Annotated in this window: 17 protein-coding genes; 6 read left to right on the top strand and 11 right to left on the bottom strand. The window is 57.4% G+C overall.

From position 1 onward, the window contains the following. Positions 1 to 325: 325 nt before the first annotated feature. From T363_RS0103620 to T363_RS0103605, 4 genes are all read left to right on the top strand, one after another. Entirely contained in the window at positions 326 to 994 is a 669-nt protein-coding gene (locus T363_RS0103620) for a response regulator transcription factor (protein ID WP_031473331.1), read from the top strand. Further along, entirely contained in the window at positions 991 to 1914 is a 924-nt protein-coding gene (locus tag T363_RS0103615; RefSeq protein WP_031473330.1) for a sensor histidine kinase, read from the top strand. Before T363_RS0103620 ends, T363_RS0103615 begins: the two co-directional genes overlap by 4 nt. 105 nt (positions 1915 to 2019) lie before the next feature. After that, a complete protein-coding gene (locus T363_RS0103610) occupies positions 2020 to 2688 on the top strand; it encodes an ABC transporter ATP-binding protein (protein ID WP_031473329.1) in 669 nt (222 codons plus the stop codon). Between the two features lie 14 nt (positions 2689 to 2702). Next, a complete protein-coding gene (locus tag T363_RS0103605) occupies positions 2703 to 5405 on the top strand; it encodes an ABC transporter permease (RefSeq protein WP_031473328.1) in 2703 nt (900 codons plus the stop codon). Positions 5406 to 5721: 316 nt separating this feature from the next. Here T363_RS0103605 and T363_RS0103595 read toward each other — a convergent pair whose 3' ends face one another. The 7 genes from T363_RS0103595 to T363_RS0103565 all read right to left on the bottom strand — a co-directional run bounded on the left by T363_RS0103595 (position 5722) and on the right by T363_RS0103565 (position 11484). Beyond that, on the bottom strand, positions 5722 to 6660 hold the full coding sequence (locus T363_RS0103595) for a thiamine pyrophosphate-dependent enzyme (RefSeq protein ID WP_031473326.1): 939 nt from the start codon (positions 6658 to 6660) through the stop codon (positions 5722 to 5724). A gap of 1 nt (position 6661) precedes the next feature. Then, positions 6662 to 7861: a pyruvate ferredoxin oxidoreductase gene (gene porA / locus T363_RS0103590; RefSeq protein WP_031473324.1), complete on the bottom strand. Its 1200-nt coding sequence runs from the start codon at positions 7859 to 7861 to the stop codon at positions 6662 to 6664. Continuing rightward, positions 7861 to 8166 carry a 4Fe-4S binding protein gene (locus T363_RS0103585; protein ID WP_031473322.1) on the bottom strand — a complete coding sequence of 102 codons (306 nt, stop codon included), beginning with the start codon at positions 8164 to 8166 and terminating at the stop codon, positions 7861 to 7863. Before T363_RS0103585 ends, porA begins: the two co-directional genes overlap by 1 nt. Further along, entirely contained in the window at positions 8166 to 8741 is a 576-nt protein-coding gene (locus tag T363_RS0103580) for a 2-oxoacid:acceptor oxidoreductase family protein (RefSeq protein WP_031473320.1), read from the bottom strand. The genes T363_RS0103585 and T363_RS0103580 overlap by 1 nt, the downstream gene beginning before the upstream one ends. Before the next feature lie 403 nt (positions 8742 to 9144). After that, positions 9145 to 10044: a precorrin-6B methylase gene (locus tag T363_RS0103575; protein WP_031473318.1), complete on the bottom strand. Its 900-nt coding sequence runs from the start codon at positions 10042 to 10044 to the stop codon at positions 9145 to 9147. A gap of 108 nt (positions 10045 to 10152) precedes the next feature. After that, positions 10153 to 10575, bottom strand: coding sequence for an aminoacyl-tRNA hydrolase (locus T363_RS0103570; protein WP_034971547.1), 423 nt, complete (start codon positions 10573 to 10575; stop codon positions 10153 to 10155). A gap of 12 nt (positions 10576 to 10587) precedes the next feature. Next, a complete protein-coding gene (locus T363_RS0103565; protein WP_031473314.1) occupies positions 10588 to 11484 on the bottom strand; it encodes a fumarylacetoacetate hydrolase family protein in 897 nt (298 codons plus the stop codon). Positions 11485 to 11615: 131 nt separating this feature from the next. Here T363_RS0103565 and T363_RS16335 point away from each other — a divergent pair, with 131 nt between their 5' ends. Further along, the gene (locus tag T363_RS16335; protein ID WP_169737574.1) at positions 11616 to 11789 is read left to right on the top strand and encodes a DUF6472 family protein; all 174 of its coding nucleotides are present in this window, start codon (positions 11616 to 11618) and stop codon (positions 11787 to 11789) included. A gap of 11 nt (positions 11790 to 11800) precedes the next feature. Next, complete coding sequence (locus T363_RS0103555) at positions 11801 to 12382, top strand: sugar O-acetyltransferase (protein WP_031473312.1); 582 nt, start codon at positions 11801 to 11803, stop codon at positions 12380 to 12382. A 291-nt stretch (positions 12383 to 12673) separates the two neighbouring features. Here the strand turns inward: T363_RS0103555 and T363_RS16430 are convergent, their stop codons facing one another. The 4 genes from T363_RS16430 to T363_RS0103535 all read right to left on the bottom strand — a co-directional run bounded on the left by T363_RS16430 (position 12674) and on the right by T363_RS0103535 (position 16724). Further along, positions 12674 to 13267, bottom strand: coding sequence for a hypothetical protein (locus T363_RS16430; RefSeq protein WP_031473310.1), 594 nt, complete (start codon positions 13265 to 13267; stop codon positions 12674 to 12676). Between the two features lie 70 nt (positions 13268 to 13337). Then, positions 13338 to 14384 (bottom strand): alginate O-acetyltransferase AlgX-related protein, encoded by a 1047-nt coding sequence (locus T363_RS0103545; protein WP_031473308.1) that lies wholly within the window; start codon positions 14382 to 14384, stop codon positions 13338 to 13340. Positions 14385 to 14394: 10 nt separating this feature from the next. Then, complete coding sequence (locus tag T363_RS0103540; RefSeq protein ID WP_031473306.1) at positions 14395 to 15771, bottom strand: MBOAT family O-acyltransferase; 1377 nt, start codon at positions 15769 to 15771, stop codon at positions 14395 to 14397. Positions 15772 to 15794: 23 nt separating this feature from the next. Further along, positions 15795 to 16724, bottom strand: coding sequence for a DMT family transporter (locus tag T363_RS0103535; protein ID WP_034971569.1), 930 nt, complete (start codon positions 16722 to 16724; stop codon positions 15795 to 15797). Between the last annotated feature and the right edge of the window lie 495 nt (positions 16725 to 17219).

Below are 17219 nucleotides of genomic sequence, written 5' to 3'. Positions count from 1 at the left end.
CAATCTTGGGGTGTGTTTTCCCTATGGAAAACACACCCCGCAGTCTGTCGAAGAAGTATTTTGTTGATGCGTTTTACCAATACGCGCGGCAGCGCGCATCAAACAGCATTTGCAGTGCAAATGCATAAAAGCTGGGGGCGTGTACCTCAGCTTTTATACTTTGAGAGAGAAAAAGTTTCTGCATAGGAACTTTTTCTCGTCCATGTTTGGCGCAGTCCAAACATAGATTGTCGGAAAAACGAAGTTTTTCGACAGTCTCTGGGGTGTGTTTTCCCTATGGAAAACACACCCCGTTTCTGCTACAATAAGGCGTGAGGTGACCCCTATGAACCAGATTCTCATCGTGGAAGATGACGACGCGCTCGGCCGCGGGCTGACGCTTGCGCTGGGCGACCGCTACCGCTGCACCCTTGCCCCCGACTGCGCCGCGGCACGGCAGGCGCTGCGCGAAACCGCCTTCGACCTTGCCCTGTTCGACGTCAACCTGCCGGACGGCTCCGGCCTTTCGCTGCTTGACGAAATCCGTGCAGACGGCGGCCCGCCGGTCATCCTGCTCACTGCCAACGATATGGAGACCGATATCGTCGTCGGACTGGGGCGCGGCGCGGATGACTATGTAACCAAGCCGTTCTCGCTGGCGGTGCTGCGCGCCCGGGTGGAGGCCGCGCTGCGCCGAAACGCCCCCGCCGCTGCACCCGCTGTGTTCGAGCAGGACGGCTTCCGCTTTGATTTTGACCGCATGGACTTTACCGCGGCGGGCAGACCGCTTCAGCTTTCGCAGACCGAACAGCGGCTGCTGCGCCTGCTCATCGAAAACCGCGGGCATACCCTGCCGCGCGAAACGCTGATCGACCGTATCTGGACGGACGGCGCCGACTATGTGGATGAAAACGCGCTGTCGGTCACGGTCGGACGGCTGCGGCGCAAGCTCGGCAAACATGCGCCCATCAAAACCGTGTACGGCGTGGGTTACAGCTGGGCGGTGCAGCCATGATGTATGCTGCCGCTGCGGCTATTGTGCTTGCCGCTGCCGTTCTTCTGCTCGACCGCCTGTACCTGCGCCGCACCCTGCGCACGCTGGATCGCATGCTGGACGATGCGATCCGCGGCAGCTTTTGCGCTTCGCACTTTGATGAAAGCCGCCTTTCTGCCGTGGAGGACAAAATGGCGCGTTTTTTGCAGGCCAGCGGCACCTCCGCCGCGCATCTGGCCGAGGAAAAAGCACGGGTACAGGGGCTGATCGCCGATATTTCGCACCAGACCAAAACGCCGCTCGCTTCCATCCTGCTGTATGCCGAGCTGCTGGACAGCAAAGACCTGCCGCCCGACTGCCGCGACTGCGTCGAACAGCTCACCGGTCAGGCGGAAAAGCTGCAGTTCCTCATCGCTTCGCTCGTCAAGACCGGACGGCTGGAAACCGGCGTGATCGCCGTCCATCCTCAGCCGGACAGCCTGCAGGAGCTGATCGGGGAGGCGGTCTCCGCCGCTGCGGCGGCGGCAGAGGCCAAGGGGCTGGCGCTGACCGCCCTGCCCACAACGGCGCACGCCTGCTTCGACCGCAAATGGACGCGCGAAGCGCTGGACAACCTGCTCGACAACGCGATAAAATACACCCCCTCCGGCGGCAGCATCACGGTTTCGGTCACGCCCTACGAGCTGTTCTGCCGCATTGATGTGAGCGACACCGGCATCGGCCTGACCGAAGCGGAATACAGCCGGGTGTTTCAGCGGTTTTACCGCTCGCCTGCCGTGCGGCACGCGCCGGGAGTGGGCCTTGGCCTGTATCTGGTGCGCGAGATCGCCGCGGCAAACGGCGGCTACTGCAAGGCGGCGTCCCGTCCCGGCGGAGGCAGCACCTTTTCGCTGTTTCTGCCCATGGCATACGAAAAAACGCAAGAGCCGTCCCAATCCTGACAAAACTGTTAGATTTCCGACAGGCTCTCGACAGATTGTTATGTTATTGTCTGTATTGTACCCAAGGGTGCGATACAGACTTTTTTTCGGGGAGGTTTTTCTCTTATGACAGTTTTACAGACACAGGCGCTGCGCAAGGTATACGGCGCGGGCGATACCGCCGTACACGCGCTGGCCGGCGTCGATCTTTCGGTGGAAAGCGGCGAATTTGTCGCGGTAGTCGGCACCTCCGGTTCGGGTAAGTCCACGCTGCTGCACATGCTCGGCGGGCTTGACCGCCCAACAGACGGCAAGGTGCTGGTCGATGGCAACGATATTTTTGCGTTGGGGGATGACGAGCTGACCATATTCCGCCGCCGGCGCATCGGTTTTGTGTTCCAAGCCTATAATCTGGTGCCGGTACTCAGCGTGTACGAAAACATCGTGCTGCCCATTGAGCTGGACGGCGGCGAGATCGACCGCCCCTATGTGGATGAGATCATCCGCACGCTCGGTCTGGAAAGCAAGCTTGTGAATCTGCCGAGCCAGCTTTCGGGCGGACAGCAGCAGCGTGTTGCCATTGCCCGCGCACTTGCCACCAAGCCCGCCATCATTCTGGCGGATGAGCCGACCGGCAATCTGGACAGCCGCACCAGTCAGGACGTGCTTGCCCTGCTCAAGGTGACGAGCGAGAAATTCGGCCAGACCATTGTGATGATCACCCACAACGAGGAGATCGCCCAGCTTGCGCACCGGATCATCCGCATTGAGGACGGCCGGATCGTCCATTCGTAAGGGGGGCGCGCATCATGCTCAAGGTAGCAAACAAAAAATGCATCCGCCGTCTGTCCGACCGCAGCCTAAAAGCCGCCAAAACCCGCAACATCATTGCGGTGATTGCCATTGCCCTGACCACGCTGCTGTTTACCTCGCTGTTCACCATCGCCCTTTCGATGAATGAATCCTTTCAGCAGGGCAACTTCCGGCAGGCGGGCGGCGACAACCACGGCACGTTTAAGGAGCTGACCGAAGCGCAGGTAAACGAGCTGAAAGACGACCCGCTCATCAAGGAATACGGCACACGCCTGCTGGTCGGCATGACGAGCGACGACCCGCCGTTCAACAAAAGCCATATCGAGATCAGCTATATAGACGAAAATCAGGCACGGCACTACTTCATCGAACCGACAGAAGGCTCTCTGCCCGCCGAGGGCACCGATCAGGCCGCAACCGATACCCGTGTGCTTTCCCTGCTCGGCGTGGAGCCGAAAATCGGCGCACAGTTTACCCTTCCCATCGAGATTGACGGGAACACCTCGTCCAGTCAGGTGGTCGAGCGCACCTTCACCCTGTCCGGCTGGTGGGAGTACGACAGCGCGGTTGTCGCCTCGCACGTTGCGCTGCCGCGTTCGGCAGCAGAAGAGCTGTGCGCCCTTTCCAGCGGCGCCACCGGCAGTTCGACCGGCCTTTGGTCGCTGGACGTCATGCTCGGCAGCGCGTTCCACATTCGGGACGATCTGGAGCAGATACTGGCAAACCACGGCTACCAGTGCGCCAACGCGGGCGAGGACAACTATATCAACATCGGCGTCAACTGGGGCTACTCGGGCGCACAGTTTTCGGAAAAGCTTGACCCCATGACCGTGATTGCCGTTGCCGCCATGCTGCTGCTCATCATTTTCACCGGCTATCTCATCATTTACAACGTGTTCCAGATTTCGGTGACGAACGATATCCGTTTTTACGGCCTGCTGAAAACCATCGGCACGACCGGCAGGCAGATCCGCCGCATGATCCGTCGGCAGGCCTATGTGCTTTCGCTCATCGGCATCCCGATCGGGCTGACGGGCGGCTATTTTGTCGGCGCGGGGCTGGTGCCGGTCATCATTTCACGGCTGGACGGCATGCATGAAACCGTTTCCCTCAGCCCGCTGATTTTTGTGTTTTCCATTCTGTTTTCGCTTGTTACCGTGCGCATTTCCTGCCGCCGTCCCGGCAAAATGGCAGCGCGGGTGTCGCCGGTTGAGGCGGTGCGCTATACCGATGCCGCCCCGGCAAAGCCCCGCCGCGCCAAGGGGAAGCACACAGCGTCCAAACAGGCCGCCTACGGCGCCCGTCTGCCCCGCATGGCGTGGATGAATCTGGGCCGCAGCCGCAGCAAGACCCTTGTCACGGTCATCTCGCTTGCGCTGGCCGTGGTGCTGACCCAGCTCACCTATACCTTTGCCAGCGGCTTTGATATGGATAAGTATCTGGAAAGCAAGTCGGCAGTCGATTTCATCGTGGGCGACGCGGCCTATTTCCAAACCGGTTCGGGCTTCAGCACTACTGATGAAGCCGTTCCCGACAACGTCATTGCGGATATCAGCGCGCAGAACGGCATCACCGCCTCCGGCCGCATCTACGGACAGGTATCGAAGGTGCAGGAGTTCATCACCGAGGACTGGTACCGTAAGAATTGGGGGCAATGGAATTCACCGGAAACCCTCGACCTAATGGTAGCGGATGCCGAACGGGGGCCGGACGGACGGCTGGCCGACCGCGCCCAGCTTTACGGCATGGAGGACTTTCCCCTCTCCAAGCTGACCGTGCTGGACGGCGACCTGTCCGCACTCTCCGACCCGAACGCCAACGCGGTCGCGGCGGTCTATACGGATGACGACTACGGCGATGTAAGGGAGCAGTCCCACTGGGCCAAGGTGGGCGACAAGGTGCATCTGCGCTATGTGGAAGATGTGGAGTATTTCTACACCGACACCGGCGAGATCATCCCGCCCGACCAGTTGAATGCGGCTTACAACGGTGAGCGCGGCTTCGGCGAGCGCGCCAAGGTCTATCGGGATGCAGAATACACCGTCGTGGCTGCGGTACTCATCCCCGGCTCGCTCGACTACCGTTATTACGGCGCTGACCAGTTTGTAATGGGCGCCGGGCAGTTCATGCAGGATACCCAAACAAATTCGGTGATGACCTATGTATTCGACACCGAGGATGATGCCGCCGACACGATGGAGGCCTTCCTTGCCGATTATACCGAAAATGTACAGCCGCTTTTTGACTACGAGAGCAAAAAGACCTATCAGGCTGAATTTGACAGCATGCGCACCATGTTTCTCACGCTGGGCGGCGCGCTCAGCCTGATCATCGGGCTGGTGGGCGTACTCAACTTCTTAAACGCCGTGCTGACCGGCATCATCACCCGCAGGCATGAATTTGCGGTATTGCAGGCCATCGGCATGACCGGCAGGCAGCTCAAGCGCATGCTGATGCTGGAAGGGCTGTATTACACGCTGCTCGCGCTGGGACTGAGCCTGCTCATCAGCGTAACGGCAGGGCCGCTGATCGGCGCAGGCTGCGCCAACATCTTCTGGTTTTTCACTTACCGGTTCACCATTCTGCCGCTTGCCCTGCTGCTGCCGGTTTTCCTACTGCTGGGGCTGCTGATTCCGCTGGCCGCTTACCGCAGCACCGCGCGGCAGAGCGTGGTGGAGCGCCTGCGCACCGAGGAATGAAGCTGCTTCCGCAGGTCATTATAACCCGCACCAAATGGAAAAAGGCTGCCGAAACGCTTACGTTTTCGGCAGCCTGAGACTGTCGAAAAACTTCGTTTTTCCGACAATCTATGTTTGGACTACGCGGATCATAAACGAGAAAAAGTTCCTATACAGAAACTTTTTCTCTCGCAAAGCATAAAAAGTCAGGCACATGTCCTGACTTTTTATGCATTTGCGCTGCAAATACTGTTTTATGCGCGCTGCCGCGCGTATTGTGGGCACCCATCGACAAAATACTTTTTCGGCAGCCTTTTCATATGGCCGCTCCGCTGTATCAGGCACGCTGTCCGCAGTGTTCCAGCAGTTGTTCCCACTTTTCATCCACATACTGCTGTGCGGCTTCCAGCGTCCATTCATTGCCGGGCTTGAAGCAATGCTTAAACCGTCCCTGCAATTTCATAAACTCAGTCACCGGCAGTTTTTTCCGCGGCATGTAGCTCAAATGCCACTTGCCATCGATGACCTCATACAGCGGCCATACACAGGTTTCCACCGCCATCTTGCAGATCTCCGGCAGCAATTCAGGGGAATACTGCCAGCCGCGCGGGCAGGGAGACATCACATTGACAAACGCCGCCCCTTCGGTATAGATCGCGCGATGCGCCTTTTCATGAAAATCCTTGAAATTCCCGAGGAAGGTGGTTTGCGCCACATAAGGGATATGATGCGCCGCCATAATCTCGGTCAGATCCTTTTTATTCTGCTTTTTGCCCGCGGAAACCGATCCGACCGGTGTTGTCGTTGCGGTGGCAAACCGCGGCGTGGAGGACGAGCGCTGGATACCGGTATTCATATACGCCTCATTGTCGTAGCAGAAATATACCATATCGTGCCCGCGTTCCATCGCGCCGGACAGGGACTGGAAGCCGATATCGTATGTACCGCCGTCGCCGCCGATCGCAAGGAATTTATAAGTGTCATCCAGCTTGCCCCGGCGCTTGAGCACGTTATAGGCTGCTTCCACACCGCCGCAGGTCGCCGCTGCATTTTCGAATGCCGAGTGGATGTAGGAATCCTCCCACGCCGTATAGGGATAAAGGAAGGACGAGACCTCCAGGCAGGATGTTGCGTTGCATACCACCGCTTTATCACCCTCATCCAGTGCGCGCAGCATGCCGCGGCACACCAATCCCGCGCCGCAGCCCGCGCATAAGCGGTGTCCGCCGACAAAGCGCTCGGGTTTGCTCAATTCCTTTTTGTGATTATAGGCCATGTCAAAGCACCTCCGCTTCGCTGCTGCGCTGTCCCATGTGGATATATTTCGGCCCCTGACCGCCGTTGCGGGTCAGCAGGAACAGATGATCGTACACACGGGCAATATCCTCGGTTGCCACATCGCGTCCGCCCAGACCGTAAACAATATTGACCAGCACCGGCCGCTCGGGCAGATCGTAACAGGCGGCACAGGTTTCCGCATACAGCGGGCCGCCGCAAGCAGAAAACCCTTCGCTCTTATCCATAACAGCCACAGCCTTGACGTGCGAAAGAGCCTGCGCCAGTTCCTCACCCGGGAACGGGCGGAATACACGGATCTTAATCAGGCCGACCTTGCGGCCTGCCGCACGCAGCTGATCGATGCACGCCTTTGCCGTGCCGGCTGTCGAACCGATCAGCACAAGCGCGACCTCGGCATCCTCCATGCAGTATTCCTCAAAAAATCCGTATTTGCGGCCAAAGGTCTTTTCAAAGTCCGCTGCCACATCCAGCACCGCACGCTTGGCGTTTTTCATGGCCTCGGCCTGCTGCACCTTATGCTCCATATAGTAAGGCGAAATGTCGTACGGGCCGACTGCAAGCGGCGTTTCCCGCCCCAGCAGCGCATGCTCGGGGTGGTATTCGCCCACAAACGCTTTGACAGCCTCATCCTCCTCAATCAGGATATTCTCGACCGCGTGTGACGTGATAAAGCCATCCTGACATACCATGATCGGCAGGCGCACATCGGGCGTTTCCGCAATGCGCATGGCCTGCAGGTAATTGTCATACGCTTCCTGATTATTCTCCGCATACAGCTGGATCCAGCCCGTATCGCGCGCACCCATGGAGTCCGAATGGTCATTGTTGATATTGATTGGGCCGGTCAGGGCACGGTTGACACAGGCCAGCGTGACCGGCAGACGCGAAGAAGCCGCCACATACAACAGTTCATACATAAATGCCAAACCGCAGGACGAGGTCGCGGTAACCGCACGGCAGCCGGTCGCCTCCGCGCCGATGCAGGTGGACATGGAGGAATGCTCGGACTCAACCGTAACATATTCGGTATCCACCTGCCCGTTGGCAACGTACTGCGCAAAATACTGCGGTATTTCTGTTGAAGGCGTGATCGGGAAAGCCGCGAACACGTCCGGATTGATCTGCCGCATGGCATAGGCCACCGCTTCGTTGCCCGAAAGCCGTTCTCGGATGCTCATCACTTTTCCTCCTTCACAAAATCGATCGCGCCGAAGGGACACACCTTCCAGCAGATGCCGCAGCCCTTGCAGTGATCAAAGTCAAAATCTGCCCGCTTGCCGTCGCAAACCGGGATGGACGAATCTGGGCAGAACGGCGCGCACAGCAGGCACTGCTTGCATTTATCCTCATGCCATACCGGAATGTTGGCACGCCACTCGCCCGTCATGGTCAGGCGGGCGGTGCCGCCCTCGTAAACCTCTCCCCCCAGGGTCAGATCCTGCCACGGGGACTGCTCATGAATATCCTTTGCACATTTTGCCATTATCCGCGCACCTCTTTCAAAGACTGGGTCAGGCACTCCATATTCCCTTCGATCACCTGCGGTTTGGTGGCAAACTTGTGCCGGAAGGATGCCTCCATATCGGATATGAACCGCCACGGATCGAGCACACCGCTTACCTTAACGATTGCCGCCAGCATCGGCGTATTGGGAAAATATTTGCCGAGCGTACGCTCGGAGATCGCGCGTGCGTCGATCGTGTACACGCGCCCCTCATAGCCGCGCAGCAGCGGGCGCACCTCATCCGGCGTTTTATGTGTGTTGATAACAATGGCGCCCTTGGGGCTTAAGCCGTGCGTCACATCGACCGACTGCAGCAGCGTTTCATCAACCACAACAACATAATCCGGCTCATAAATATTGGAATGAATGGTGCACCGTTCATCCGAAATGCGGTTATAGGCCGTGATTGGCGCACCCATGCGCTCGGGGCCGTATTCCGGAAAGCCCTGCACATATTTGCCGGATGCAAATGCTGCGTCCGCCAGCAGCAGGCAGGCGGTTTTTGCGCCCTGTCCGCCGCGCCCATGCCAGCGGATCTCCACCATATTGTTCATACTGCTTCCTCCCTGTTCCATATCTTTACCCGTTTGCCATGCCGGATGCGAAAATAAAAAGAGCTTTCGTCCCGTAAAAGGACGAAAGCTCTGTAAAACCCTCGTTCTACCACCCGTTACTGCATACTGTTATACGCGCTTCCTGTAACGGGGAAAACCGTCAGCACCTACTTCCCGCAGGGTTCGGGCTGCAACTCCGGAGTGATCTTCGGCAACGTCCTACTGGCGCCGGGCTTACACCATGCCCCGGCTCGCTACGGCGGTCGGTTCGAAACCTACTGTCTCCCTCATCATCTTTGGGATGATTTATTTCTTTGCTTCATTATAATAAAGAGTTAACGCGCTGTCAATCGTCATTTCTCACAAAAACAACTGTTTTTGCCGGGCGGACGCCGTGCGTTTTTTATGCCCGGCCGGTGATCAGCCACGGCGCCGGCTCCGCCTCAAAAGTATGCTTCTGGCTCAGCTTGGACACTGAGATCTGGATCACCTCGGTCTCTCCGATGCCGTAGCGTGCAAAAATTTCCGGCAGCGAAGCGGCGCAGCGGAAGTCCAGCGTATACACCACAAACTCCATGTGCGGATTGCAGCGCAGCAGGCATTCGATCTCCTGCTCCATGCTGGCCGAAGCCACGAGGAACGCCAGCGACGGAGCCGGCAGCCCCTGCATGGTTCGGTCATCCACATGGTCAATGATCGAAATATTGTTCAAGCCGAACTGCTCAATATTCTCTTCCAGCGTGCGGCGGTCATTTTGGTTATATTCCACCGCGATGACCGTACCTTCGCCTGCGATCAGCGCGGCTTCCACCGCAATGGATTCGCCCGAAACCACACATACCACGTCATCCTGCGCCATATGCATTTTGTTCAGAATGACCGCCCGGATCTCGCTGCCGACATAATGGATCGACCCGCGCGAAAAGTTCGCATTCTCCATCCCGATCTTATAGGTCGAACGCGCATTGGGATTGAGCACCAGCATTGCTGCCGAAGCATTGATCCCACGGTTGATCATATCGCACAATTTATCATGCCGGATCGGCCCGGACGGGTCTGAGCCGTCGTTGTACCACACATCGCAGCTGCCCAGACCGGCGTTCCACATCCGGTAAAAAATATCCGCGTGTCCGGCTTCGGTAAACACCAGCACCGCATCGTGGGATTCCACCGTTGGGATCAGATTTTTATTCTTCCGTGTAATATCCAGTATTTTGACCTTTTGCAGATCGATCTGCGTATGCTCCGCGTAATATTGCAGCCATGAAAGGATCTGACTGTTGTTGAAAAGCTGCTGATCCATGGATGGATCCCTCCTTTATTTTTGATGATACCGCACGAGAACGCACGGACGGCATATCCTGTATTCATTATAGCACGGCTGCCCGCGCCGCGCAAACATCCCAACGTCTTACAGCAGCGGCAGCGCCCCCGTGATGGGATCGATCTGCCCGGGCAGCGCCGGTGCGGTTGCCAGACAGGTGTAGGTCGGCTGTCCATGGAATTCGGTCAGGCCGTTGTCGCAGATCAGCGCGGACAGCAGCCCGGCTTCCCGCACCTGCCGGTCGACTGCAAGCAGCGCCTCTTCAGAATCCACATATACGCACACTTTCGCAGTGCCCCGTGCAAACCATTCACTGAGCGGTGTTGCCGGCCTGTCGGACGGACACAGCGTGATCTCCGTCCCGGCGGCCTGCACCTGACCAAGCCGTCCCTCCTGCACCAGTGCGGCCAGCACCGCATTGACACAGGCATGCCCGGCCTGCGCTGCGATTTTTCCCTTGCGCATCTTCAAATCACGCCGCACGACGATCATCTGTTTGGGCTTGTCCACAGCGGTTCCCCCTTACCGGCCGACCGGATTGGTCAGCGCACCGATGCCATCGATCTCACATACCACCACATCGCCGGGCTGCAGGAACTTCGGCGGCGTAAAGCCCATTCCCGCACCGGCCGGCGTACCGGTCGCGATCACTGTGCCCGCGCGCAGCGTCATCCCGCGGGACAACTCCGCAATAATCTCCGGAATGGAGTGCAGCAGCAGATCCGTGCTGCTCTCCTGCCGTTTTTCGCCATTAACCGTGGAACGCACCGTGCACACCGGCGGAAATGCGAATTCATCCGCTGTAACGATGCATGGCCCCATTGGCGTATAGCCGTCCAGCGATTTGCCAAAGTACCACTGGTTATGCGCGGTCTGCAAATTGCGGGCGGAAACATCGTTGATCACAGTATATCCGAACACATAGTCCCCGGCCTGTTCCGCCGGTACATTTTTGCAGTCCCTGCCGATGATCACACCCAGCTCGACCTCATAATCCAAGCTGTCCACCAGCCCCTCATACCACGGGATCGGGTCGCCGGTTCCGGTGGCTTCACTGACCCGCTTGCCAAAGTAAGTCGCCTTTTGCCGCCCAACCAGAAAGGCATCCTCATGAAAACGCGCGGATTCGACCGCATGTGCAGCATAATTGATGCCGAGACACAGCAGATCCTGCCGCGGGCGCGGAATGGGGGCACGCAGACGCACACGGTCGAGCGGCAGCGCGTCTTCCTCCGCTGCCGTCTGCACGGCCTGCTGCAAGGCAACACGTTCCGCCGCGGTCATCTGATCGATCAAATTGTTCATATCCGCAAAGGACCATCCAAACTGTTCGACCGGCCACAGCAGTCCGGGCCGTTCGGATAAGCCAACGCCCAGATGTTCTGCGCCGTCCTGCCCCTGATAAGTGTACAGCTTCATAGCGGTCACACTCCTGTTTCATAATTTTCCATTTTATCATAGCACAGTGCACCTGAAATGGAAAGCATCCGTTTGAACTTTTTCCGTAAATATGCTATGCTTGTTGCATCAAGCAAAACGAGGTGACCACTGTGACCGGACGCTGCGAGGACTGCGCCTACAACGCATACGATGATGAACTGGATGAATATGTGTGCGAAGCCTATCTGGATGAGGATGAATTTTTCCGCCTGCTGCAAAGCGGCAAATCCTGCCCCTACTATCGCTCCGGCGATGACTATGAACTGGTTCGCCACCAAAATTAAGGAGTGCTCTTATGACAGAACAAGAAAAAGCAGCCGCCGGGCTGCTGTATGACGCCAATTTCGATCCCGAATTGATCGCCGCGCGCGGACGTGCCAAGGATCTCTGTCTGGACTATAACCTGACCCGCAGCACACAGCCACACGAGCGCCGGACGCTGCTGCACACTCTGCTGGCCGCCTGCGGGGAGGATGCGGTGATCGAACCACCGTTTTATGTGGACTACGGCAGCAATATCCGCATCGGACGGGGCTTTTTCGCCAATCACAATCTGGTGATCCTCGACGGGGCGGCAGTCACCTTCGGCGATCATGTATTCATCGGCCCGAACTGCTGTTTTTCCACCGCCGGTCATCCGCTCGATCCTGCCCAGCGCAATGCCGGATTGGAATATGCCAAACCGATCACCGTGGGCAGCAATGTATGGATCGGCATGGGGGTGCAGGTCTTGCCGGGCGTGACCATCGGCGACAATGCCGTGATCGGCGCCGGCAGTGTTGTTACGCATGATATTCCCGCCGGTATGCTTGCCGTCGGCGTGCCCTGCCGGCCGGTTCGCGCCATTGCCGCCAAGCCGCGCCGCGTCATCTTATAATCAAAACAAAAGCGCCAAAGCTTTGCTTTGGCGCTTTTGAGACTGTCGAAAAACTGCGTTTTTCGAACAGTCTCTCGATCGAAACCACGCTTTCGATCGAATTTGCGACTGCAAATCGCGCCCTTTGGGCACAATTCTCCGTCGTCTTGTATAAAAACCCACGCACATGTCGCGGGTTTTTATGAAAATTGCAGCTTGCTGCCATTTTCTATTTGATGCGCGCGGCTCGCGCAAAGACTTTTTCGACAAGCTGAAGCGCCAAAGCTTTGCTTTGGCGCTTTTATGATACTGTTACTGTACAGCTTCTACCGTCTCGGAGCCATTCGTACCGCGGAAGGTATAAACTGTAAAGCCGTTATACGACCAAACGCCGTCCTCGCCTTCTCCCATGCAGCTCGGTGCATAGCTCTTGGAAAGCGGAGAACCGATCGCACCCTCCATGGCAGAAGCCGAGCCGCCGATGTAAGCCGAGGCCTGTCCCGCCGTCGGGCCGGCCGGTTCGGGTTTCGGCTCCGGCTTGGGCTCGGGTTTGGGTTCCGGCTTGGGTTCGGGCTTTGCCTCCGGCTTAGGAGCCGGTTTGGACGAAGTGGACTGATTCGTGCTCGGCTTGGACGAGCTGGACTGGCTGCTGCTCGGCTTGGACGAAGCCGGCTGGTCCGCACTCGGCTTGCTGCCGGTATCAGCCGTGGGCTGATCGGTCGTACTGCCGGTATTCTGCGCCTCCGGCTTGTTCTCTTCCGGTTTCTCCTCAGGCGTCACCGGCTCGACCGTCTGATTTTCCTCGGACGGATCTTTTTCCGGCTGCTGCTCTGCATTGCCGCCGCATGCTGCCAGGCTGCCGCACAGCACAAGCGCCAGCATCAGCGCGGTACATTTTTTCATCATATCGGTTATCCTCCCTGTTTCTATTTCAGTCTTTGCAGGGTTAGACGGAAAGCGCTCCGTCTTTGTTCCCTTATTTCTGCGCATATTTTAATAAATTCGGCAAATTTCTTTCTACGATCTCTATGATCACCGTATCCCCTTCCTGCACCTGCTCCAACGGGTAGGGCATCTGACGGGTGATGACCGTTTCGCGGAAATCCTCCGCCAGAAACGGATGCAGCGCATTGCCAAACGAATCGCGGCACAGCAGCAGCCGTCCGTTCGGTGCATCTGCCTTGGTGGTTTCGATCAGGATATCCTCCGCTGTGCGCGGCTCCCGCACATACGAAAAAGTCGTCTGATACTGCTGCTGCGCTTCGAGCGCCTTCCCGGCGGGATAAAGCATCTCGTACAGATCGCCGCGGTGTGTATTTGCCGTTGTATACGGCGCCTGTGCAAATGCCGTGTGCGGCAGTTCCAGCTGCTGCATCAAAAAATCATGCGCCAGCGCTGCGCCGCGGTTGGACCAGTGCGAATCAGTTTTCAGGTACAGCGTTTCATCCTGCGCGGATAGAAAGGTAAACAGGTCGGCATAATGCACGCCGTACTCCTCCAGATAAGGACGCAGCATGGCATAATGGTTCGGCATCTCCGCCTGCAGATAGCGACCCGGCATATGCTCCGGATACAGCGAATTTTTGTTGGGTGCGATGGTAAACAAAAACCGTGCGCCGCGCGCTTCACAATACGCCTGCATCTCCGCCAGCAAGGCCGCGGTTTCACGCGCCTGTTCCTCTGTCAGCACCGGCTTGTGCTGGTAGTCTGCCAACGTTTCCGTATAATACAGCCATCCATCCGTGCCGCAGATCACCTTCTCCGCGGGAGAGGTAGCCAGCAGGCCGGTATGCAGCGCAGCGTTCAGCGTTACCATCTCCTGCCGCAGGGCAAAGTGATCGGCGATATAGTCGGTCGCTTCCTCCAGCACTGCGGGATTCCAGCTTCCATCCGGCGTTTGCAGCTGCGGCACAGGCGCAAGCTGCTCATTTGCCGCCGCTTTGGTCGGCGGCAGGCACAGCATCCCCACGGACGGGATCAGGCAAAGCAGCACAAAGGCCGCGGTAAAAATGCGGTATTTCATCACAGTCTCCTTAGAATCGGAAATAGATAAACGGATTGAACGTGCCTGCCGACAGATCCAGCATGCACAGGACGAGCAGCACCAGCGACCCCGCGAGCGTTATCCACTCCCGCTTCGGCTCCAAGCGTTTTGCCACCGGTGCGCTGAGCAGCAGCGATACCAGCAGACAAAGCAGAAAAGAAGGGGTGAGCAAGGCGCAGACCGCTGCCGTACCGGCCCAGTTCAAACCAACGCCCGTGAACATGGCGGAAAACATTGCACCCGCCTGCGCCAGTGTATCCGCACGGAACAGGGTAAAGCCCAGCACGACCACCAGCAGCGTATAGATCCGTCCCGCCAGCCGCCCGCGCAAGCGCTGCACCGGCAGCACGCCGCTGTCCTCCAGCACAGAGAATGTGCCGTGCCACAGGCCCCACAGCACAAAATTCCAGCTTGCACCATGCCATAGGCCGGTGGCGAAAAACACGAGGAAACGATTGACCCATGTGCGGCCGCGTCCCTTCCGGTTGCCGCCCAGCGGCACATACAGGTAATCGCGGAACCAAGTGGAAAGCGAGATGTGCCACCGCCGCCAAAATTCCTTGATAGTGGTTGCCGTATAGGGATAATTGAAATTCTCCTGAAAATGAAAACCGAACATGCGTCCCATGCCAATCGCCATATCGCTATAACCGGAAAAATCGAAGTAAATTTGCAGCGTATAGCAGATCGCGCCCATCCATGCAGCAAACATCCCGATCTCCCCGGCCGGCAGGGTAAATACCGCATCCGCCATCCGCCCCATCGCATTGGAAAGCAGCAGCTTTTTCGACAGGCCGCAAATAAAGCGGCGGATGCCGTGTGCAGTCTCCTGCGGGGTGGTGCGGCGGTTGTCGATCTCCTTTTCGATATCGTGATACTTGACGATCGGCCCCGCAATCAACTGGGGGAAATACGCAATATACAGCAAAACCTTAACAAATGACCGAGAAACGACCGTGCGGTCACGATATACGTCGATCACATACGACAAGCCCTGAAAGGTAAAGAACGAAATGCCGATCGGCAGCGCAATGCCGGTCAGCGGCAGCGCCAGCCCGAATGCACTGTTCAGTGAACCGATCAGAAAATCCGCATACTTGAACACGGCCAGCATACCGATGCCGCCGATGACCGCCAGCGCCACGCCAAGACGGGCGTGCTTACCCGCCGCCATCCGTCCGCACACGTAATTGAGCAGCACGGATAACAGCAGCAGCGGCAGATACACCGGCTGCCCGAACGCATAAAAGATCAGGCTGGCGATGAGAAGCAGCGCATTTTTCGCCCGAATGCCCGGCAGCAGCCGGTCGAGCAAAAACACCGCGGGCAGAAAAACAAATAAAAAGACCGCTGAACTAAATACCATGATTGACTTTCCTTTTTTCTTTATTATGCCTGCTTTGCGCTGCTTTTACCCTCATTCACGTAGTTGGCCACCGCAATTCCACCGCTGACCAGCGCCAGCGCCGCCAGATTGCGCAGGGTAAAAATCTGTTCGCCCAGCACCAGCGCGGAAAACAGCGTGCCGAATACCGGGATCAAAAATCCGAACAGCGTGACCTTGCCCACCGGAAAGCGCCCGAGCAGCGCGGTCCAAATCGTAAAGGCCGCCGCGGACAGCATCACCATATAGGCCAGCAGCAGCGCACCCGGCAGCGAGACTGCGCCCAACCGTCCGCCGCCTGCTGCACCGATACCACCCAGCAGCAAGCCGCCCAGCAGCAGCTGCCAGCCGGTCAGCAGCATGGGATCCCGTCCCGGTGTGAAAATGCGCGAAACCAACGCGCCCGCACCTGCGGAAGCAGCCGAGAGCAGGACCAGTCCGTCCCCCCGCAGCTGAAAGCCATGCAGGCCACCCAGCCCCAGTACCAGAACCCCGGCAAAGCCGCACAGGCAACCGAGTGTTTTGCGGCGGTTGAGCTTGTCATTAGCCAAAAAAAGATGGGCAAACAGCAACGCGAAAAAGGTCTGCGTGCCGGACAGCACCGATCCCTTGGTGCCTGTTGTAGCGGACAGCCCGATATAATAGCACACATACTGGAGCATGCTCTGAAACAGGCTGATCCACAGGATCGGCTTCCATTCGCTGCGCACCGGCACAATGCGGTGCCCCATCCCTTTGGCGACAAGCAGCACCAGCAGCCCCGCCAGTGTAAACCGCCATCCCGCAAACACCAACTGGGAAAACGAATCCCCCGCTGCAATGGCAAACAACGCATATCCTTTTTTCACGCAGGGGGCAGCGCTCCCCCATAATGCAGTGCACAACACTGCAGGCATGTATAATTGACGCAGCAGCGCCTGTTTTTGTTCCCTCATTTTTTCGCTCCGTTCTTTTTTCTTGGATACCGTCCGTATGATGATGCCACAACGGCACATATTCTCCATCCCCTATCAGCCGCTAAATGCCGCCAGCGGGAAAGTTGTATGCGGTTATTATACCATTTTCCCCTTGTTCCAGCTTTGAGTGAATAACTAAAAGCCAGTGAGTCCGAATTAATGGATCATACTTCATAAAAGCAGTGGAAATTCAGTCCCAGACAAGGTATAATAGGGACGAAACTGCTGGAATTTACTGAAATTTGCGCATGACAACCGGACGACGGCTATTTTCTTGAAAAAGAAAATGCAACCCTCGCCTGAGCAGCTCTATAATTGGACTGCTCCACCGGCAATGATGTTGGTTAGTTAGGTTTTGTTTTGAGAAGCGCTGGTTTCAGGTAGACCTCGTCTGGGGCAATTGGAGAAAGGTCTAGAAGCTTCAGCAGTTTCTTTTCATTTTCACCTACGAATAAATCAAAGGGGGTTTGGTTG

This window comes from Agathobaculum desmolans ATCC 43058 (assembly GCF_000701665.1).
GTDB classification, from domain to species: Bacteria; Bacillota; Clostridia; order Oscillospirales; family Butyricicoccaceae; genus Agathobaculum; species Agathobaculum desmolans.
The sequence above is the reverse complement of the archived record's forward strand: the minus strand, read 5'-3'. Positions and strand labels throughout refer to the sequence as shown.

Bases quoted from the DNA above. Each gene is read 5' to 3' on its own strand.
- T363_RS0103620 (WP_031473331.1), top strand. From the start codon at position 326: ATGAACCAGATTCTCATCGTGGAAGATGACGACGCGCTCGGCCGCGGG.
- T363_RS0103615 (WP_031473330.1), top strand. From the start codon at position 991: ATGATGTATGCTGCCGCTGCGGCTATTGTGCTTGCCGCTGCCGTTCTT.
- T363_RS0103610 (WP_031473329.1), top strand. From the start codon at position 2,020: ATGACAGTTTTACAGACACAGGCGCTGCGCAAGGTATACGGCGCGGGC.
- T363_RS0103605 (WP_031473328.1), top strand. From the start codon at position 2,703: ATGCTCAAGGTAGCAAACAAAAAATGCATCCGCCGTCTGTCCGACCGC.
- T363_RS0103595 (WP_031473326.1), bottom strand. From the start codon at position 6,660: ATGGCCTATAATCACAAAAAGGAATTGAGCAAACCCGAGCGCTTTGTC.
- porA (WP_031473324.1), bottom strand. From the start codon at position 7,861: ATGAGCATCCGAGAACGGCTTTCGGGCAACGAAGCGGTGGCCTATGCC.
- T363_RS0103585 (WP_031473322.1), bottom strand. From the start codon at position 8,166: ATGGCAAAATGTGCAAAGGATATTCATGAGCAGTCCCCGTGGCAGGAT.
- T363_RS0103580 (WP_031473320.1), bottom strand. From the start codon at position 8,741: ATGAACAATATGGTGGAGATCCGCTGGCATGGGCGCGGCGGACAGGGC.
- T363_RS0103575 (WP_031473318.1), bottom strand. From the start codon at position 10,044: ATGGATCAGCAGCTTTTCAACAACAGTCAGATCCTTTCATGGCTGCAA.
- T363_RS0103565 (WP_031473314.1), bottom strand. From the start codon at position 11,484: ATGAAGCTGTACACTTATCAGGGGCAGGACGGCGCAGAACATCTGGGC.
- T363_RS0103555 (WP_031473312.1), top strand. From the start codon at position 11,801: ATGACAGAACAAGAAAAAGCAGCCGCCGGGCTGCTGTATGACGCCAAT.
- T363_RS16430 (WP_031473310.1), bottom strand. From the start codon at position 13,267: ATGATGAAAAAATGTACCGCGCTGATGCTGGCGCTTGTGCTGTGCGGC.
- T363_RS0103545 (WP_031473308.1), bottom strand. From the start codon at position 14,384: ATGAAATACCGCATTTTTACCGCGGCCTTTGTGCTGCTTTGCCTGATC.
- T363_RS0103540 (WP_031473306.1), bottom strand. From the start codon at position 15,771: ATGGTATTTAGTTCAGCGGTCTTTTTATTTGTTTTTCTGCCCGCGGTG.
- T363_RS0103535 (WP_034971569.1), bottom strand. From the start codon at position 16,724: ATGAGGGAACAAAAACAGGCGCTGCTGCGTCAATTATACATGCCTGCA.